The 18,690-nt window shown below is 66.9% G+C and carries 14 protein-coding genes and 1 tRNA gene; 5 read left to right on the forward strand and 10 right to left on the reverse strand.

Features of this window, described 5'->3' with window-relative positions; genetic code table 11:
• Positions 1 to 171 precede the first annotated feature (171 nt).
• A complete protein-coding gene (locus DMB37_RS21060; protein ID WP_135234179.1) occupies positions 172 to 516 on the forward strand; it encodes a hypothetical protein in 345 nt (114 codons plus the stop codon).
• 277 nt (positions 517 to 793) lie between these two features.
• Here the strand turns inward: DMB37_RS21060 and DMB37_RS21065 are convergent, their stop codons facing one another.
• The 8 genes from DMB37_RS21065 to DMB37_RS21100 form a co-directional block, all read right to left on the reverse strand.
• Positions 794 to 1,213: a CBS domain-containing protein gene (locus DMB37_RS21065; RefSeq protein ID WP_135234180.1), complete on the reverse strand. Its 420-nt coding sequence runs from the start codon at positions 1,211 to 1,213 to the stop codon at positions 794 to 796.
• A 102-nt stretch (positions 1,214 to 1,315) separates the two neighbouring features.
• Positions 1,316 to 3,220, reverse strand: a complete 1,905-nt coding sequence (gene pknB / locus DMB37_RS21070) for a Stk1 family PASTA domain-containing Ser/Thr kinase (RefSeq protein ID WP_135234181.1) — start codon at positions 3,218 to 3,220, stop codon at positions 1,316 to 1,318.
• Positions 3,217 to 4,725, reverse strand: a complete 1,509-nt coding sequence (locus tag DMB37_RS21075; protein ID WP_135234182.1) for a protein kinase — start codon at positions 4,723 to 4,725, stop codon at positions 3,217 to 3,219. The genes pknB and DMB37_RS21075 overlap by 4 nt, the downstream gene beginning before the upstream one ends.
• A gap of 31 nt (positions 4,726 to 4,756) precedes the next feature.
• Entirely contained in the window at positions 4,757 to 6,223 is a 1,467-nt protein-coding gene (locus DMB37_RS21080) for a penicillin-binding protein 2 (protein WP_135234183.1), read from the reverse strand.
• Positions 6,220 to 7,614, reverse strand: coding sequence for an FtsW/RodA/SpoVE family cell cycle protein (locus DMB37_RS21085; RefSeq protein WP_135234184.1), 1,395 nt, complete (start codon positions 7,612 to 7,614; stop codon positions 6,220 to 6,222). Before DMB37_RS21085 ends, DMB37_RS21080 begins: the two co-directional genes overlap by 4 nt.
• 94 nt (positions 7,615 to 7,708) lie before the next feature.
• The gene (locus tag DMB37_RS21090; RefSeq protein WP_135234185.1) at positions 7,709 to 9,202 is read right to left on the reverse strand and encodes a PP2C family serine/threonine-protein phosphatase; all 1,494 of its coding nucleotides are present in this window, start codon (positions 9,200 to 9,202) and stop codon (positions 7,709 to 7,711) included.
• Positions 9,199 to 9,666, reverse strand: a complete 468-nt coding sequence (locus DMB37_RS21095) for an FHA domain-containing protein (RefSeq protein WP_014980860.1) — start codon at positions 9,664 to 9,666, stop codon at positions 9,199 to 9,201. The genes DMB37_RS21090 and DMB37_RS21095 overlap by 4 nt, the downstream gene beginning before the upstream one ends.
• Before the next feature lie 205 nt (positions 9,667 to 9,871).
• Complete coding sequence (locus DMB37_RS21100) at positions 9,872 to 11,278, reverse strand: DUF3662 and FHA domain-containing protein (RefSeq protein WP_167768899.1); 1,407 nt, start codon at positions 11,276 to 11,278, stop codon at positions 9,872 to 9,874.
• Between the two features lie 228 nt (positions 11,279 to 11,506).
• Between DMB37_RS21100 and DMB37_RS21105 the strand changes: the two genes are divergently transcribed.
• Positions 11,507 to 11,589, forward strand: a tRNA-Leu gene (locus DMB37_RS21105).
• Between the two features lie 828 nt (positions 11,590 to 12,417).
• Positions 12,418 to 13,827 carry a lipase family protein gene (locus DMB37_RS21110; RefSeq protein WP_240771594.1) on the forward strand — a complete coding sequence of 470 codons (1,410 nt, stop codon included), beginning with the start codon at positions 12,418 to 12,420 and terminating at the stop codon, positions 13,825 to 13,827.
• A 143-nt stretch (positions 13,828 to 13,970) separates the two neighbouring features.
• Here the strand turns inward: DMB37_RS21110 and DMB37_RS21115 are convergent, their stop codons facing one another.
• Positions 13,971 to 15,155, reverse strand: coding sequence for an NADH:flavin oxidoreductase (locus DMB37_RS21115; RefSeq protein ID WP_135234187.1), 1,185 nt, complete (start codon positions 15,153 to 15,155; stop codon positions 13,971 to 13,973).
• A 94-nt stretch (positions 15,156 to 15,249) separates the two neighbouring features.
• Here DMB37_RS21115 and DMB37_RS21120 point away from each other — a divergent pair, with 94 nt between their 5' ends.
• On the forward strand, positions 15,250 to 16,017 hold the full coding sequence (locus DMB37_RS21120; RefSeq protein WP_135234188.1) for an SDR family NAD(P)-dependent oxidoreductase: 768 nt from the start codon (positions 15,250 to 15,252) through the stop codon (positions 16,015 to 16,017).
• Between the two features lie 12 nt (positions 16,018 to 16,029).
• Here DMB37_RS21120 and DMB37_RS21125 read toward each other — a convergent pair whose 3' ends face one another.
• On the reverse strand, positions 16,030 to 16,671 hold the full coding sequence (locus DMB37_RS21125) for a class I SAM-dependent methyltransferase (RefSeq protein WP_135234189.1): 642 nt from the start codon (positions 16,669 to 16,671) through the stop codon (positions 16,030 to 16,032).
• A gap of 152 nt (positions 16,672 to 16,823) precedes the next feature.
• Here DMB37_RS21125 and DMB37_RS21130 point away from each other — a divergent pair, with 152 nt between their 5' ends.
• Complete coding sequence (locus tag DMB37_RS21130; RefSeq protein WP_135237723.1) at positions 16,824 to 18,239, forward strand: hypothetical protein; 1,416 nt, start codon at positions 16,824 to 16,826, stop codon at positions 18,237 to 18,239.
• The last annotated feature ends 451 nt before the right edge of the window (positions 18,240 to 18,690 follow it).

Consider the following 18,690-nt stretch of genomic DNA (forward strand, 5'->3'; position numbering starts at 1 on the left):
GCTGGAGATTCGTGATCGAACGTCGATGACTGCCAACTCTGAGCTGTCGAGAAAACTTCCGACTTCGATGGAACCGATTCCGGGATCGACGCGTCAGATCCTATAGAACACAAGATCTTATAGAACCTGGTGTTGGGGAGCTGCCACTCCCCAACACCCGGAGCTGCACGCATGCAGCAATTCACAGTTCACAACACAGATTGGAACACTGCCATGATAAACCTTCGGAGGCTCGCCGCGAGTGTCGTCGGCGCGTCCGCCGCCGCCATTATGTTGAGCAGCATGGCTGCCGGCACTGCTTCGGCGCAAAGCCTGCTCAAGCCCCCCTTGCACTGCGGGCAGAACGGACAGTTCACCGAAATCAAAGAAGATGGCTATCCCTACGGGTACCAGTTGTACAAAAAGGATGGAAACACCTACTACTACATAGTGCACCTTGCGCACATAACAGGCTGGGTGCCGATCGGTGAAGTGACCTGCATGGCCGGTCCCGGGTCCGATTACCAGCACTACTGAGCAGCATTCAGCTGTTTCGGTGAAACAACCGGCGCCGCAATGCGTTAGGTGGAACCGAAATCACCGGACATCTGCGGCTCTTTGATACCGAAACATCGCGACGGTGCGAGTGCGGCCCACGCGGCCGCGTCGATACGCCGCCGCGGGCGAGGCCTCCGGCAGCGAGTTTTGCGACCGAGCAGAATCCGCACACCGGAGGCCTCGTGCTCAGCACGCCCACCCGAGTGCACGACCCGCCGAGAAGCCTGGGCCCGGTGTCGAAGTTCACCTCCGGGTTCTAGGGTCGCCCGTAGACCGCCGTCACGAACTCACCGAGCTGGTTGTCGTCGAGGTGCCTGGCCAGGTCGGCCTCGCTGATCATGCCGACCAGCCGCTTGTTGTCGATCACCGGCATCCGCTTGACCCGATGACTCTCCATCTCGTCGAGCACCTCCTCGACGTCGGCGTCGGCGGCGACCCAGCGTGGCGTGGACTCGCAGAGTTCCTCGGCCCGTGTGGTGGCCGGCGAACGACCCTGCGCAACGCATTTCACGACAATGTCGCGGTCGGTGATGATGCCGCACATGCGATCGTTGTCGTCGGCGATGACCAGTGATCCGACGCCGAGTTCGGCCATCACCCGGGCGGCCTTCCCGACGGTCTCCTCCTTGGAGATCCACTGCGCACCGGGTTTCATGATGTCCCTGGCGGTAGTCATAAGGCTTCCTCCTCGTTGCTCAGCACTGCTGATCCGGATGGAGCACACCCAATTCTGCCGCCGATCACACCGACCGGTCGGTGTTTCGGCGATACCGCTACCTCACGGCGGGCCGAGGACGCCCACACCGACCGACACGGTCCCGTTCTTCGGGATGGAACCGCTGGCCGACGGCTGCTGGCTGAGGATCCGGCCCACGCTGCTCGTGTCGAAGGTGCCCTGCGGGGACTGGCTGATCTGGCTCTGCGTGCCGGTCCAGCCTTCCGCACGCAGCTTGTCCACCGCCTGCGCGACCGTGAGACCCACCAGCGACGGCATCTTGATCTGATCGCTGGACACCTGCACGGTGACCGTCGAGCCCTTCTCCGCCGTCGCGCCGCCCGCGGGGCTGGTCGAGAGCACCTCGCCCTTGGGCCGCGACGACGGCACCTCCTGGATCGAGATCTTGAATCCGGCGCTGTCCACCAGGTTCGGCCGGGCAACGTCGATGTCCTGACCGATCACGTTCGGCACCCGGACCGATTCCGGGCCGGAGCCGATGGTGACGACGATGGCCCGGTCCACATCCACCCGAGAACCCGCCGACGGGTCCTGCCCGATGACCTTGTCGGTGTCCTGCGTGCTGGACGGCTTACGCACCACATTCGGATCCATTTGCAGGTTGCCGTTGCGCAATGCGGCTTCGGCCTCCTGCTGGCTCATCCCGTCGAGCTTCGGCACCTGCACCTGGGCCGGGCCGGTGGACACCTGAATGGTGACGTTGCTGCCCTTGTCCGCCCGCGCACCGCCGAGCGGTGCGGTGGAGATGACGTTCCCGGTGGCCACCTTGCTGTCCGGTTTCTGCTGGATGGAGACGGCGAAACCGGCCTGCTGGAGCGTATCGGCCGCCTGCTGCGCGGACTTGCCCGAAAGGTCGGGTACGGCAACCTGTTCCGGCTTGCTGCCCGGTCCGACCCACACCCAGAACAAGGCGAGCAGCACGGCGACACCGGCGGCCGCGGCGACGGCGACATAGATGGAGCGGCGCGGACCGCCGGATTCGGGCGGACCCTGCTCGGCGGTGTCGTCGTTGCGCTCGACGGTGCGGTAGCTGCGCGGCGCGGGCTCGTTCGAGCCGAAGACGGTGGTGCGGTCCTCGTCGGTCATCACCATCGGCGCGATGGGCTTCTGCCCGCCGAGCACCCGGATCAGGTCGGCCCGCATCTCGGCCGCGCTCTGGTAGCGGTTGGCCGGGTTCTTGCTCATCGCCTTGAGGATCACCGAGTCCAGCTCGCGCGGCACCCCGGGATGCACGTGCGACGGCAGCCGCGGGTCCTCCCGGACGTGCTGGTAGGCGACCGCGACCGGCGAGTCACCGGTGAAAGGCGGCTCACCGGTGAGGATTTCGAACAGCACGCAACCGACGGAGTAGACGTCCGAACGGGCGTCCACCGTCTCGCCGCGCGCCTGCTCGGGCGAAAGATACTGTGCGGTACCGATTACCGCGGCCGTCTGGGTCATCGGGTTGGAGCTGTCGGCGAGCGCCCTGGCGATGCCGAAGTCCATCACCTTCACCGCGCCGGCCCGGTTGATCATGATGTTGGCCGGCTTCATGTCGCGGTGCACGATGCCGGCCTTATGGCTGAAATCCAATGCGGCACACACGTCCGCGACGACTTCCATGGCGCGGCGCGGCGGCAGCGGACCTTGGCCGCGCACGATGTCGCGCAGCGTGTCGCCGTCGACGTACTCCATCACGATGTAGGGCAGCGGGCCGTCGTCGACCTTGGCCTCGCCGGTGTCGTACACCGCGACGATGGCCGGATGATTCAGCGCGGCGGCGTTCTGGGCCTCGCGCTTGAACCGCAGATAGAAGGTGGGGTCGCGGGCCAGGTCGGCCCGCAGCACCTTGATCGCCACGTCCCGGCTGAGCCGCAGATCGCGCGCCTTGTGCACCTCGGACATGCCGCCGAACCCGATGATCTCGCCCAGCTCATAGCGGGAGGAGAGATTCTTCGGGGTCGTCATTGTTGTCCTTGCGAAGAGGTTTTGGGCGCGCTGGGGGTGGCGGAGCTTCGAGCACTGTTCCCCGGAAATGGTATGTCGATAGTGGGGATTCGGGGCAGGGTCGTCGCCGGTGTTGTCGTCGTCGGCTTGGTACTGCTCGGCGGCGTGGTGGTCGGCGACGGCGTGGTCGTCGTCGGTTCCGGCGTGGTGGTGGTCGGTTCGGTGGTGGTCGGCTCCGTGGTCACCACCGGCGGCGGAACGGGTTTGGGCGTCGTCGTGCTGGTCACCGGCGGCGGTGGCGGCTTCGGCGCCTGCGTGGTCGTGGTGGCGGGCGGGACCTTCGAATCCGGGTTCGTATCGCCACCGAACATCAGGTAGAGCACGATGGCGAGCAGCAGCACCGCGCCCGCGCCGAGCGCGGCCATCCACTTCTGCGTGGTGGTGTACTTCTTGCCGTTCTCCGGCGGCAGCTGATTGCCGCCGGTCCCGTTGTTGAGCATGGTCGCGGGCGCACCGGTGCCGTTGGCGTAGCCCGCGTCGTTGAGGGCCGCGCCTGCGGGCGTGGAGTAGTGCACGGTCGCGCCGTCGAACTCCGATGGCGTGGAGGGCAATGCGACGGTCGGTCCCGGCGGCAGCACCCGGGTGGCGCCGGTCATCGACATGGACGGGTTGGCCCCGGTCGGGGTCGGCGGCCTGCGGCCCGCGCGCACCGCGGCGACCGCGTCGGCGAATTCGCCGCCGCGCGAGTAGCGGCCCTTCGGATCCTTGCCCATGGTGATCTCGATGAGCTCACGCACGTTGGCAGGCAGGTCGCCCGGCATCGGCGGCGGCGTTTCGCGCACGTGCTTCATCGCCACGGTGATCGCGCCGTCGCCGCTGAACGGCCTGGTCCCGGCGAGCGCCTCGTAGCCGACCACGCCGAGTGAATACACATCGCTGGCGGCGGTGGCGTCCTCGCCGACCGCCTGCTCCGGCGCGATGTACTGGGCGGTGCCCATCACCATGCCGGTCTTGGTCACCGGCGAGGCGTCGACCGCCTTGGCGATGCCGAAGTCGGTGATCTTCACCTGACCGGTCGGCGTCACCAGGATGTTGCCCGGCTTCACGTCGCGGTGCACGACCCCGGCCCGGTGCGCCACGTCCAGCGCGCGACCGGTCTGCTCGAGCATGTCGAGACCCTGGCCAACGGAGAGCCTGCCGAGCCGGTTCAGCACCGTGTTCAGCGGCTCGCCCTGCACCAATTCCATGACCAGATAGGCGGTTTCGCTGCCCTGCGGGTCGGTGGTCTCGCCGTAGTCGTAGATCCCCGCGATGCCGGGGTGGTTCAGCTGGGCGGTGGTCCTTGCCTCGGTGCGGAACCGTTGCCGGAACGTCGGGTCGGCGGAGAACTCCGACTTGAGCACCTTGACCGCCACCCGGCGGTCCAGCCGGGTGTCCAGCGCCTCCCAGACCTGGCCCATGCCGCCGGTCGCGATCAGGCGCTGCAGCCGGTACCGGTCGGCGATCATCGCACCGTTGTTCAGCATCCCCGTACCTTCACTCGCACATCCATATCGTTCAGCCCCCTCGCAGACCGGCGTCCAAGACCGCGCGTGCGATCGGCGCGGCCACCTTGCCACCCGTCGCGCCGAGTGCCCGGTCGCCGCCGTTCTCCACGATCACCGCGATGGCGATCTTCGGGTTCTGCGCGGGCGCGAAGGCGATGTACCAGGCGTGCGGTGGGGTATTGCGGGGATTGCTGCCGTGCTCGGCGGTGCCGGTCTTGGACGCGATCTGATAGCGGGAAGACCTGCTACCGCCGGTGTTCTCCTCCGACGCGATCATCAGATTCGTCAGCGATGACGCTACCTGGGCATTGAACGCTTGGCCCAGCGAGACCGGCTTGGTCTTGGACAACTCACTGAGGTCGGGCCCCTGCAGTTGGTCGACCAAATGCGGCTCCATCCGGACGCCGCCGTTGGCGACCGTCGCCGCGATCACGGCGTTGTCCAGCGGAGTCAGCGCCACGTCGCGCTGTCCGATGCTGCTCTGGGCCAGCGCGGCGTTGTCCGGCATGGTGCCGACCGTGCTCTCGGCGACCGGGACCGGGATGCCCCGGTTCTCGCCGATGCCGAAGGCGGCGGCCTGGTCCTTGAGTTTCGCAGCCCCCACCTTGACACCGAGTTCGGCGAACGCGGTGTTGCAGGAGAGCCGGAACGCTTCGTAGAGCGAGGCGCTCTGGCCGCCACCACAGTTGGAGCCGTTGTAGTTCTCCAGCGTGGTGCTCGTGCCGGGCAGGGTGATGTTCGGCGCCGCGGTGAACTGATCCTCCGGCGTCGCGATGTTGTTCGCCAGCGCGGCCGCGGTGACCACCACCTTGAAGGTGGAGCCGGGCGGATAGGTCTGCGAGACAGCCCGATTCAGCATCGGCTGCTTCTCGTCGGCGCTGAGCGCCTCCCAGGTCTGGGTGCCGCGGGCGCCGTCGTGGCCGGACAGCTGGTTCGGATCGTAGCTCGGGGTGGACACCATGGTGAGGATCCGGCCGGTGCTCGGCTCGATCGCCACCACCGAACCGGTGTAGCCCTTGCTGGTGAGCTGGTCGTAGGCCACCTGCTGCATGGCCGGGTCGAGGGTGGTGATCACGTTGCCGCCGCGCGGATCGCGTCCGGACACCATGTCGACCAGCCGCGAGCCGAACAGGTGGCTGTCGGAACCGTTGAGCACCGAATCTTCGGCCCGCTCCAGCCCGTTGCTGCCGTACTGCATCGAGTAGAAGCCGGTGACAGGTGCGAACGCCTCGGGGGAGCTCGGGTAGGTGCGCAGGTACTTGTAGCGGTCCTCGGTGGCCACCGAGTTGGCGAGCACCGTGCCGCCCGCGGAGATCTGCCCGCGCTGGCGCGAGTACTCGTCGAGCAGCACCCGGGAGTTGCGCGGGTCGGTGCGGTAGTCGTCGGCCTTGATCACCTGGACGTAGGTCGCGTTGACCAGCAACGCGACGATCATCAGCATCACCGCGATCGCGACCCGGCGTAGTGGTGTGTTCATGTGGCGGGCCCTGCTTCCGGTCGGCCCGCGTCGGGCTTGCGCAGCAGCTCGGTGGCCGCCTCCGCGATCGGGGCTGCGGGCACGCTCTTGCGGGCCGGTGCCGGCGCGCGTGCCGCGTCCGAGACCTTGATCAGCAGCGCGAGCAGCGCGTAGTTGGCCAGCAGCGACGAGCCGCCGTAGGACATGAAGGGTGTGGTGAGACCGGTCAGCGGAATCAGTTTGGTGACACCGCCGACCACGACGAACAGCTGGATCGCGACGGTGAACGCGAGGCCTGCGGCCAGCAGCTTGCCGAAACTGTCGCGCACGGCCAGGGCGGTGCGCAGGCCGCGCACGATGAACACCAGGAACAGCACCAGCACCGCGGTGAGCCCGATCAGGCCGAGCTCCTCACCGATCGTGGTGATGATGAAGTCGGTCTTGGCGAAGGGCACCTGGTTCGGGCGTCCGCTGCCGAGGCCGGTCCCCGCGAGTCCGCCGGTCGCCAGCCCGAACAGCGACTGGGAGATCTGATAGCCGGTGTTGTTGTAGTCGTCGAACGGATGCAGCCAGGTCTGGGTGCGGATCTTCACGTGCCCGAAAGTCTGGTAGGCGAAGAAGAATCCGAGGGTGAGCAGCGCGCCGCCGATCACCAGCCAGCCCACCCGCTCGGTGGCGATGTAGAGCATCACCAGCACCGTGCTGAAGATCAGCAGCGAGGTGCCGAGGTCCTTCTCGAAGACGAGCACGCCGACACAGACGATCCAGACCACCACGATCGGGCCGAGGTCGCGTCCGCGTGGGAACTCCATGCCGAGCAGGTGCTTGCCGGCGGCGGTGAACAGATCGCGCTTGGCCACCAGCACCGAGGCGAAGAAGATGATCAGCAGGATCTTCGAGAACTCCGCGGGCTGGATGCTGAATCCGGTGATCTTGATCCAGTTCTTGGAGCCGTTGATCTCGGAGAAGCGGCTGGGCAGCACGGCGGGCAGCGCCAAGGCGATCAATCCGATCAGACCAAGGGTGTAGCCGTAGCGGGCCAGCGTGCGGTAGTCGCGCAGCGCGATCAGCAGCCCGATGAACACGATCATGCCGAGGGTGGTCCACAGGATCTGCTGGTTGGCGTCGGGCGACGGCATCGGCCAGGAGTTGTAGACCGCGTTCTGCTCATCGGCCAGGTCGAGCCGGTGGATCAGCACCAGTCCGAGTCCGTTGAGCAGCGCGACGATCGGCAGCAGCAGCGGGTCGGCGAAGGGCGCGAACCGGCGCACCGCGAGGTGGGCGACGCCGAACAACGCCAGAAAAGCCAGGCCGTACTTGGCGATATCCCAGGTGACCGACTGCTCTTGGCTGGCCTCCACCAAAAACAGTGAGGCCGTGGTGATCACCGCCGCGCCGGCCAGCAGCAACAGCTCGGCATTGCGTCTGGTGCTCGGCGGTGGCGCGGGAGCGAAGCCGCCGGGGGACTGGGAAAGGCCCCAGCGGACGGCGGTGCCGGCGCGGACATCAGTCCGTCACCCGGCAGTTCTCCCCCGCGATCTGGGGGTTCGGCGGAACCGGTGCTTCCGACTTCGTCGGTGTCTTGAGATCGGTGCCCGCATCACCGTTGCCGGGGACGGGCGGAGCCGGCGGTGCGGGCTCGGAGGTCGGGGCGGCCGCGGTACTCGGGGCGGCCGGCCCGGGCGGCGGCGGCTCGGTGGTCGGCAGCACGCCGGGCTGGGGGACCGAGGTCTTCGCCGGGCACGGCGGCAGCAGCTCGCCCTGCGCGATCGAGCGCATCTGGTCCTTGGCCCGGTCCAGCGAGCCGGGCGGCAGGCCCTTGCCGACCTGTTCGCGGCCGGTCTGCTTGAGATCGGTGACCTTCAGCTGCTTGCACGACGACGGCAGATCCCCGCCGGGGTCGACCAGGGACAGTTCCCCGGTCTTGGTGACGCAGCCGACGAGATTCACGTCGTGGATCGAGTACCCGAGCACCGAGCCGGGTAGCCCGCGCAGGATCACCACGGAGCCGTTGTCGGCCCCGACGTAGTAGTTGCTGCGAATCATCTTGTAGCCGACCAGCAGTCCGACACCGACGGCCAGCACCAGCGCGAACGCGAGGACGAACCAGCGCAGTTTGCGCGCCTTGCCCTTCGGTTCCGGCTCGGGTGTCGCGGCGGCCCGGCGCGGCGCGGCCCGCGGCGGGCGCATGGCCGCCGCGCGTCCGGCCGCGGTGTTCGGCGGTGGTGTGTCCTCGTCCACCCCGGACGCGGCACCGGCCACGATCGGGTGACTCTGGCCGTAGTCGAGATCGATCACGTCCGCGACGACGACGGTGACATTGTCGGGTCCGCCGCTGCGCAACGCGAGTTCGATGAGCCGGTCGGCACATTCGTCGGTGGTGCCCTCGCGCATGGTGTTCGCGATGGTCTCATCGCTCACCACATCGGACAGACCATCCGAGCACAGCAGATAGCGGTCCCCGGCGCGGGCCTCGCGCATGATCAGCGTCGGCTCGATCTCGTTGCCGGTGAGCGCGCGCATGATCAGCGAGCGCTGCGGGTGCGTGTGCGCCTGCTCGGGCGTGATCCGGCCCTCGTCCACCAGTGACTGGACGAACGTGTCGTCCCTGGTGATCTGCGCCAGTTCGCCGCCGCGCAGCAGATAGGCACGGGAGTCACCGATGTGCACCAGGCCGAGCTTCTTGCCCGCGAACAGGATTGCGGTGAGCGTGGTGCCCATCCCGTCGAGTTCGGGCTCCTCCTCGACCTGATCGGCGATGGCGGCGTTGCCCTCCCTGGTCGCCGAATCCAGCTTGCCGAGCAGATCGTCGCCAGGCTCGTCGTCGTCCAGATGGGCCAGGGCGGCGATCATCAACTGCGACGCCACCTCGCCCGCGGCATGGCCACCCATGCCGTCGGCGAGCGCGAGTAATCGCGCGCCGGCGTAGACGGAGTCTTCGTTGTTGCCCCGGACGAGACCGCGGTCGCTACGCGCTGCGTAGCGGAGAACGAGTGTCACGATCGCAACTCGATCACTGTTTTGCCGACCCGGACAGGCGTGCCGAGCGGAACCCGCACGGCAGTGGTGACTTTCGCGCGATCGAGGTAGGTGCCGTTCGTCGAGCCGAGGTCTTCGACGTACCAATCATCGCCACGCGGGGACAGTCGCGCATGTCTGGTCGAGGCGTAATCATCGGTGAGCACCAGCGTGGAGTCGTCCGCACGCCCGATGAGCACCGGTTGGGTGCCTAGCGAGATGCGGGTGCCGGCGAGTGAACCTTGAGTCACCACAAGAAATTTGGCGCCCTTCTGGCCCCGGCTGAAGGAGGGCAGCACCGCGGAACCGCGTGCGGCCCTGGGCTGTATCCGTATGCCGGATGCCGCGTAGATGTCGCTGCGCAAGGTGCGCAGCACCGCCCACACGAACAACCACAACAGCAGCAGGAACCCCGCACGGGTCAGTTGCAGGATCAGTCCCTGCACGGCGTTCCACCTCCTGTTCGACCGTGTATGTCGGTGCCGTAGGTGCGGTTCGACCACCCCCACCAGCATGCTGGTCTTGCCGACCCCGGGTTCCGGTGCCGTGCGTGTGTTGGCAGCATCATAGGGCCGTAGGTCGAGTTCGATCACGATACGACCGACGAATCCTTGATGGCCAAGTCGTGACCTGCATCGCGAGCTTACGGGATCAGACGATACGGATCAGGATCTCGGAGTGCCCGGCGCGGATCACGTCCCCGTCGGCGAGCTGCCAGTCTTGCACGGGAGAACCGTTGACCAGCGTGCCGTTGGTGGAACCCAGATCCGAGAGCATGGCGGTCTGCCCGTCCCAGCGGACCTCGATGTGCCTGCGCGAGACACCGGTGTCGGGCAGCCGGAAATGCGCGTCCTGGCCACGCCCGATGATGTTGCTGCCCTCACGCAACTGGTACGTGCGGCCGCTGCCGTCGTCGAGCTGAAGAGTCGCGGAGTAGCCCGAACCCGCCTGTGGGGGAGCGGCATACGCGGGCGCGGCGCCATAGCCCGGCTGCGCGCCGTAGCCGGGCTGCTGCGAGTAGGCCTGGCCGTAACCACCCTGGTCATCCTGGCCGTAGGCACCCGGCTCGGCGTAGGCCTGCTCGCCGTAACCGGGCTCCTGGTAACCCTGCTGGCCGTAGCCCGGCTGGGCGTAGCCCGCGCCTTGCTGGCCGTAGGCCGGATCCGCGTACGCCTGATCGCCGTAACCTTGCTGGGCGTAACCCTGCTGGCCGTAGCCCGGCTCCTGGTAGCCCGGCTGACCGTAGGCCGGCGGTTCCTGATAGCCCGGCTGGCCGTACGCGGGCTCCTGATAACCCGGCTGCCCGTAACCGCGATCGGCGTAGCCCGGCTGCTGGGCGGCGTAGCCCGGCTCCTGATACCCCGGCTGCCCGTAGGCCTGGCCACCCTGTTGGTAGTCGTAGCCGTTCTGGTAGTCGCCGTAACCCTGCTGACCCTCCGGCGCCGGATAGTCGGCGCCGTAGGGCGCCGCGCCGCGACCGTAGTCCTCGCGGTACGCGCCGTTCTGCGCGCCGCCGCGACCGGCAGGCGGTGGGGCGTACCCGCGGTTGCGTGGATCGGACTCCGCGGGCTCACGGCTCGGGTCGTAGCCTGAGTTCTGCGTCATGGGGCCAGCTCCTGGTTGCGGGTTTGCAGGTCGTTGTGGCGTGCGTTCAGGGCTGTGAGCTGGTGTAGCTCCGCGGCCGACGTCCGGATCGACCCGGCCGCTAGCCCTGAACTGTCCGGTGTGCAGCGTAGGGGATGCCTCGAACGCCACGTGTACTTCGCCGTAGGTCTGCCAGCCTTGCTCGCGGATGTAATCCTGCAGGTGTTTGGCGAACGCGCGGGTGGTGAGGTCGTGATCGGCGTCCAACTGCTGGTGATCGGAGGAATTGATAGTGATCACATAGCTGTTGGGTGCCAACAGGTGCCCGCCGTCGAGCTCTTGGACATGATCAGCGGCCTCACGTTGCAGCGCCGCCTCCACCTCCTGGGGCACGACGTTGCCGCCGAACACCCTGGCGAACACATCACCGACGGCGCCCTGAAGACGACGCTCGAACCGTGAAACGATGCCCATTCCGGCCTCCCTTCGGTGAGCGTCTCTTCTGCTGATACGTAACAACGACACACGCATATGGCGTGTCGCCCATCGAGCACGTTCATTGCATGATATCCACGATCGTCCACACCTGTAACTCTTGGAACGATCAGCGGGTTCCCGCGCCTGTCCAGCCCCCGCGTCACGGCCCCACACAGCCGATTTCGTGTCGGCGCGGACTGCGTGATACTGTCTTGCGAGTCGCTCGGGCGAGTGGCGGAATGGCAGACGCGCTGGCTTCAGGTGCCAGTGTCCTTCGGGACGTGGGGGTTCAAGTCCCCCTTCGCCCACTTCACTCGGGGAAGCTCGTGCTCGCAAGAGCACGAGCTTTTCTCGTTTCGTCCTTTTGTCTTTGTGGGGCGCAGCCCCACACCCGCTCGGCGGGGCTTCGCCCCCCGAACCCCCCAGGTCGATGGGTTACCCCGCGTGTGGTTGCGTGAGTGGGGTGGTCGGCGCTGCAGGTGAACGTGTGACCGGTGGAGCGCGGACATTGCCTCGACGTGCGTGAGTGCCAGGATGCTGCGTCTGGTGTGAGTTGTACCGCCTTCGCGGCTGTTCGTGAGTTTCACGATCGTCGGTCTGCCGGGTGTGTTCTCGGGGGAACTCGAGTCCGAGGGCCGCGTTGTTTCGTTTCGGTGTACCGGGATCGGTGGGGGTGCTGGTGACTCGGGTTGGTGGAGTTGGGTTCTCGTCGGCACGTGCGGTCGACGTGCGGAGGCATATCCACAAGCTGTGCACAACTGCTGGTATCCACAGGTTTGTCCGAGGTGAAATCCGCCCAGTGGGCGTTATTTTCGGTTATTTCGGATTGTGTACGTGACTGTTCTCTTTGTTCGGTGACGTGTTTTCACATCGGACATTTCGGGCCGGATAGGTGCGGAAAAGGTATCGGGCGGAAGTTAATTGGGGGTTGGGGGGAGCGGTGTTGTGGGTGGTAGAGGCGATTTGAATGCGTTCTCTCTCGCGTTTCGCGCTGGATTATTCAAATGTTCATCTACGATTGCGGCGGCTCACACCGGAGTGGTCACTTCGCAAATACCTGCATTCGTCGGGGATTTGGTGCTGCGACTTCCGGTTGCGGCTTGTCATGCACCTCTCCCTCAGCTGAAGGATCAGGTATGAACATGTTCAAAACACGGCACCGCCGATATGGGCGGGCAACGATGTTGGCCGCGGGGGCCGCGGTCGTGATTCAAGTGGCCACCGCAGGTTTTGCCGCGGCGTGCCCGTGCGCGTCGGATGACTATGTACCGATTCAGCCCGCACTGACTCCGCCGGCAATGCCCGCCGAGGATCAGGTGTTTCTCAATCCGCCGCGCGATGTTGTCGCGGCCAAGCAGCCGGGCGAGATCATCGCCGCGCGCGAAGTGCATCCCGCGTTCCAGTCGATCATTCAGCCGGACGTGGACGCGTGGCAGCTGTCCTACCGGTCGAACAACAGTCGCGACGAGCCGATCGCGGCGGTCACCACGGTGATGAAGCCGCGCGGCAAGGCGCCGACGAACTTGGTGTCGGTGCAGATCCCGGAGGACGCGGTCGCGGCGCACTGCGCGCCGTCCTACACCAGCCAGCTGTTGGCGCTGCCACCGAACTACGCGGGCACGATGGGCCCGAATTTCATGCTGCCGATGGCTCTTTACGCGGTCACGAAGGGTTGGGGCGTCTCCATTCCCGATCACGAAGGCCTGCTCTCCGCCTTCGCCGCGGGCCCGCTGGCGGGCCGGATCACCCTCGACGGCATCCGGGCTGCGGAGAACTTCAAGCCGATGGAGTTGCATCAGGGCCGCGACACCAAGGTCGGCCTGTGGGGCGACTCGGGTGGTTCCATCCCGACGATGCACGCCGCTGAGCAGCGCGCGACCTACGCACCGGACGTCAACCTGGTCGGCACCGTCTCCGGCTCCACCGCCGCGGACCTGCGGGACCTGGTCGACTATCAGAACAATGGTCCCGCCGCCGGAACGGTGTTCGCGGGCATCATCGGCCTGAGTCGCGAATACCCGGAATTGCAGACGTATCTGGATCAGCACATGAATCCGCTGGGCCAGGGCCTGCGGACCGTACACAGCAATGTGTGCCAGGGCTGGTCGGTTTCGAGTTTCCCCAACCTGAACATCAAGGGACTGTTCGATACACCGGATGTGACGCGTGAGCCGCTGCCGAGCAAGGTACTCGATCAGGTCAAGATGGGAAATGCGACTCCCGATCGGCCGACATATATCTTCCAGTCGATGGGTGACTGGATCATGCCCGCCTACGCGACCGACCGACTGGTGGATACCTACTGCCAGAACGACGGGCAGATCACCTACCGGCGCATCCAGATCGGCGAGGCCTACTCGCAGGCATTCTTGTCGGTGCCGGGCACATATCAGTGGCTGCAGGAGCGTTTCGACGGTGTTCCCGTCGGCAGCGGCTGCAATAGGCAGGATGTCGCGGCAATCGCGAAGGACGATTCCCCGGAGATGAACGAATGGGTGTCGATCGTCGGTCCGGAGCTGACTGCTTCCGCGGCCAAGCCCGCCTGATTGCACGACAGGTGAGGATGGCGAAATCGGTGTCGGGCTGATCATTTCGACCGGACGCCGTGAACCACATCGCCGACCGTTGTGGTTCGACCCGCCGAAAGAAGGCCCGGTCCACCAGGACCGGGCCTTCTCGCTGTCTCGGACTAGATCGCCGGATCCGGCACGGGCGAGGTCAGCACACAATGCGTGCCCCGATAGATCGTCGGCATGCAGCGATTGCAATGGGTGCACCCGGACACGCTCGCCGCGTCGGCGCGCAGGCGGTTGACCAACTCCGGATCGTGCAGGAGCGCGCGAGCCATGGCGACGAACTCGAAGCCGTGCGACATCGCGGTCTCGACGGCGCCGCGCGAGGCGATGCCGCCGAGCAACACCAGCGGCAGGTCCAGTTCCGCTCGGAAGCGCAGCGCCTGCTCGAGCAAGTAGGCCTCCTGGTATGGATAGGTGCGCAGAAATCGGCGGCCCGCGAAGCGAATACCCCAGCGCTGCGGCGGTGGGAACTGGTCGGCGAACTCGCGCAGCGGCACGTCGCCGCGGAACAGATACATCGGATTGCGCAGCGAACTGCCGACGGTGAGCTCGAGCGCGTCGAGGTTGCCGTCGCGTGCGAGCCACCGTGCGACGGACAGGCTTTCGTCGCCGCCGAAGCCGCCGCGCACGCCGTCGTCCATATTGAACTTGGCGAGTACCGCGATCTCGTCGCCGACCTCCTGCCGCACCGCGTCCGCGGTCTGCCTGGCCAGCTCGGCGCGGTGGGCCAGGGTGCCGCCGAACTCGTCCGAGCGCTTGTTCAAGGCCGGGCTGAGGAACGAGCTGATCAGATAGTTGTGCCCGAAATGCAGTTCCACGGCGTCGAATCCGGCGTCCACCGCGAGCCGGGCGGCGCGGGCGTGGGCGGCGATGATCCGCCGGAGGTCGGCCGAGGTCGCCGCGTGGGTGAGTCGCAGGCTGATCGGACTGAACTGCTTGCTCGGCGCGAGGGCGGGCGCGCGATTGGAGGCGGCGTTCGCCACCGGGCCGGCGTGGCCCAATTGCGCCGATACCGCGCCGCCCTCGCTGTGCACCGCGTCGGTGAGCCGCCGCAACCCGGGCACCGCTTCGGGCCGCATCCAGATCTGGTGCCGGTCGGTTCTGCCCTCGGGCGCGACGGCGCAGTAGGCGACCGTGGTCAGGCCGGCACCGCCCGCGGCGACCGCGCGATGGAAGTCGATGAGCTCGTCGGTGACCAAGGCGTCGGGCGTGCGTCCCTCGAAGGTCGCGGCCTTGATGATCCGGTTGCGCAGCTGAACCGGTCCGAGCATGGCCGGTTGGAACGCGTCGTGCGGCATCCGCTCACACTAGAACGTGTTCCAGTTCGGTGTCGGCGAAACGAGACTGCGGAAGTGTCTTGACTCACAATGAGAACCTGTTCTAATTCTTGGCATGCGCAGATATGACGGCCGCCGCGTGGTGGTGACGGGAGCAGGCTCCGGCATCGGACAGGGCATCGCCCTGCGGCTGCTGGACGAGGGGGCCCAGCTGGTCGCCGCCGACATCGATGAACCGGGGCTGGCGGCCACGGCGGAGAAGGCGGGCGATGCCGCCGAGCGATTGCGAACGGTCGCGGTGAACATCGCGGACCCGGCGTCGGTCGGTACCGCGACCGCGACGGCGCTCGAGTTCCTCGGCGGACTCGACGTGCTGGTGAACGCCGCGGGCATCCTGCGCCCGGCCCGCACCCACGAGATGCCGCTCGACGCCTGGAATCAAGTGATCTCGGTGAATCTCACCGGTACCTTCCTGATGACCCAGGCCGCGCTGCCCGCGCTGGTCGACTCCGGGCACGGGGTGGTCGTCAACGTGTCTTCGACCGCGGCCTTCAGCGCCGCGCCCTACCTCGCGGCGTATGCGGCGTCGAAGGGCGGCGTCAACGCGTTCACCCACGCGATCGCACTGGAGTACGCCAAGCAGGGTCTGCGCGCGGTGAACATCGTGCCCGCGGGGATCACCAGCGGTATCACCACGAAATCGATTCTGGATCAGCCGGAAGGTTTCGATCCGAAGCTGTTCGCGCGGATGACCGGCTGGCTCAACGGCGGTGCGCTCGGTAGTCCGGAGGACATCGCCGGTGTGGTCGCGATGGTCGCCTCGGACGACGGCCGCTACATGACCGGTACCGAGATCCGGATCGACGGCGGCGCGTTGATGTAGTTGGGCACGGAGTTACGCGGGCTTCGTCGCGATCAGCAGATGATGCGGAATCGGCGGGTTCGGCAGCTGCTGGTGGGTGACGGTGCAGCCCGACTGCTCCAGCGCGGCAACGACGTCGGCGACCGGGCGCAGCGTGAAGCCGTACTGCGTGAACGGCAGCTTCGCCATGGCGTCCGGGTCGCCGATGCCGATGACCAGCCTGCCGCCGGGCCGGATGACGCGGGCGAGCTCGGTGCAGACCGCGTCCAGCTCCGGCACGAAGTAGACGGTGTTGACCGTGATCGCGGCGTCGAGGCTGTCGTCGGCGAGCGGCAGCGCGGTGAGCGAACCCTCGGTGAGACGCAGTCGGCCCGAGGCGGTTTCACGCGGGTAGCCGGCGCGGGCGCGGGCGAGCATGTCGGCGGAGAGCTCTATCCCATGCACGATGCCGTCGGCCCCGACGCGGTCGAGCAGCAGGGAAAGCCCGGCGCCACCACCGAATCCGAGGTCGGCCGCGGTCTCGCCCTCGGTGATCGCGGCAGCCGTCACCGCGGCGGCGATGGCGCGCTTGTTGCCGCGATTGAGCATGAACGCCACACCCTTGCCGAGCAGTCCGTGTGGATTGCCGAGCTGACCGGCCAAGGTGGACAACAACCGGGCACGCAGACCGTTCATGGCGCAATCGTAGGCGCACTCGCGTTGTCGCCTCGGGCCCGCGAAGGTGCGGGGAGCCCGGTGGCATTTGGATCATCGACGTTTCGAATACTGTGCCGAAGGCGTTCGTTTCGGTTCGATCGGATGCTGTGTTGTCGACCCGAAAGTCCGCCATGCGCGCACCGCTGATTTTCCTCGCCGCCTGTTCGATGGCGCTGCTGCCCGCGACACCCGCCTCGGCGACCGGACCGTGGGGGCCACTAGCACCGCCCAATCCGCATCTCGGGCCGCTCGGCACCGCGACGATGCATGGGGACGCCGGTTCGTCGGACGCAACTCCGCTGGCCGGGCCCGGCGCGGGTGCCGTGTCGGTCTCGGCCTATCCACTCGCCTCGGCGTGCCCGACGCTGCTGCAGGGCTCGGACAATCTGGTGGTCGCGTTGTGCACGGCGATCGTCGGTCAGGTGCCGACCGTGCACCTGATCGACCCCGCTGCGCCAGGACCGATCGGGCATTCGCTGGCGGCGCTCCCGCTCAGCAAGGGCAGTCTGCTCGGTGGCGTGTACGCGTATCTGGACAACAACGACCGGCTCGTCGTCGTAGACGGGGACAACCGGCTGCTTCGGGTGGGGCATGCCCGCGATGCGGCGGGTAAGTGGCGGTTGGTCAGCGAACAGGTGGCCGATCTGTCGGCGGTGATTCCGCTGGGCGACAACGTGACCGGGTTGGTGCCGGATTGGGCGGGCACCATCTGGTTTGCCACCGGTAAGGGCGTTGTCGGGGCGGTCGCGCCGTCCGGGGCAGCGGCGACGGTGGCGTTGCCCGCCGGCGAGCAAGTGGCCAACAGCATTTCGGCGGCACCGAGCGGGCGGATCGCCGTGGCGACCACGCATGCGCTCTACGAACTGCGGGCCGATTCGTCGGGCCGGCCCGAGGTGCTCTGGCGCGCGGCGTACGAACGCGGCCCGGCCCGAAAGCCGGGGCAGCTCAGCTGGGGTACCGGATCGACACCCACCTACTTCGGACCGGACTCCGGTGCCGACTTTCTAGCCATTGTCGACAACGCCGACGGTCAGGTCAATGCGCTGGTATTCCGTTCCGGAAGCGGACAATTCGTATGTTCGCAACCAGTCCTCACGAAGGGCGGTGCGGGGAGCGAGAATTCACCGGTCGGCATCGGCCGCTCGCTGTTCGTGGCGAGCACCTACGGCTATCCGTATCCGGCCGTGCCCGAAGGCGCGGGACCGGCGGTGCCCGCGTCCGCGGTGTTCACCGGTGGCATGACCAGGGTGGATGTGGACGAGAACGGTTGCCGCACAGTGTGGGAGAACACGGTGCGCAGTGCGGCGGTGCCGCATTTATCCACAGCCGACGCAGCGCTGTACACAGTGGCCAGGGTCGGGCTCGAGACGACGACGCCGCTGGACGGTTATGCGTTCATCGTGGTCGATCCGGACACCGGCGCGGTGACCGCCAGTCGTCCGTTGCCGGGCACCCTCGTCGATGATCCGCTGCAGACCTCGCCGTTGATCACCCACGGCCGTCAGGTGTTGCAGGGCACGATCACCGGGATTCTGCGCGTCGGGTGAGCCACCGGGGTTTCACCCGGCCATTTCGGGCGCTGGATATCGCTGCCGCTCAGTCGAGTTCGCGGTTTATGCACAAGCTGATGAGGAGTGAGCACCTTGTGGATAGATCTGTGCGCTGCTCGAGGAGCACGGATGCGAGCCAACCTGTGTCGCGCCCTGTCGTGGGCGCATTATTGCGGTGCACCAGGTTTGGCGGTGGGCGCTCGCGGCTGTGGATGATGCTGTGTGTTGTTTCGGGATGGCCGAACGCCGTTCATCTGCGCGTTGCCGGCCCGACCTCGAGCGATGTGGGCGCTATCGACTCCGAAGCGCCTGGCTGCGGCCTGTGTATGAGCGTCCGAATGGATGGGGACAATCCTGTGGGCAAGCACTCGCGATAACGCCGTCGCTGTGGATGACGAGGTGGTGCCCAGGTGTGGACATCGATGGCGGTGGTCGGCGGCGTGGCGGG

Origin of the sequence: Nocardia sp. CS682, from assembly GCF_004634405.1 — a bacterium.
In the GTDB taxonomy this organism is placed as follows: Bacteria; Actinomycetota; Actinomycetes; order Mycobacteriales; family Mycobacteriaceae; genus Nocardia; species Nocardia ninae.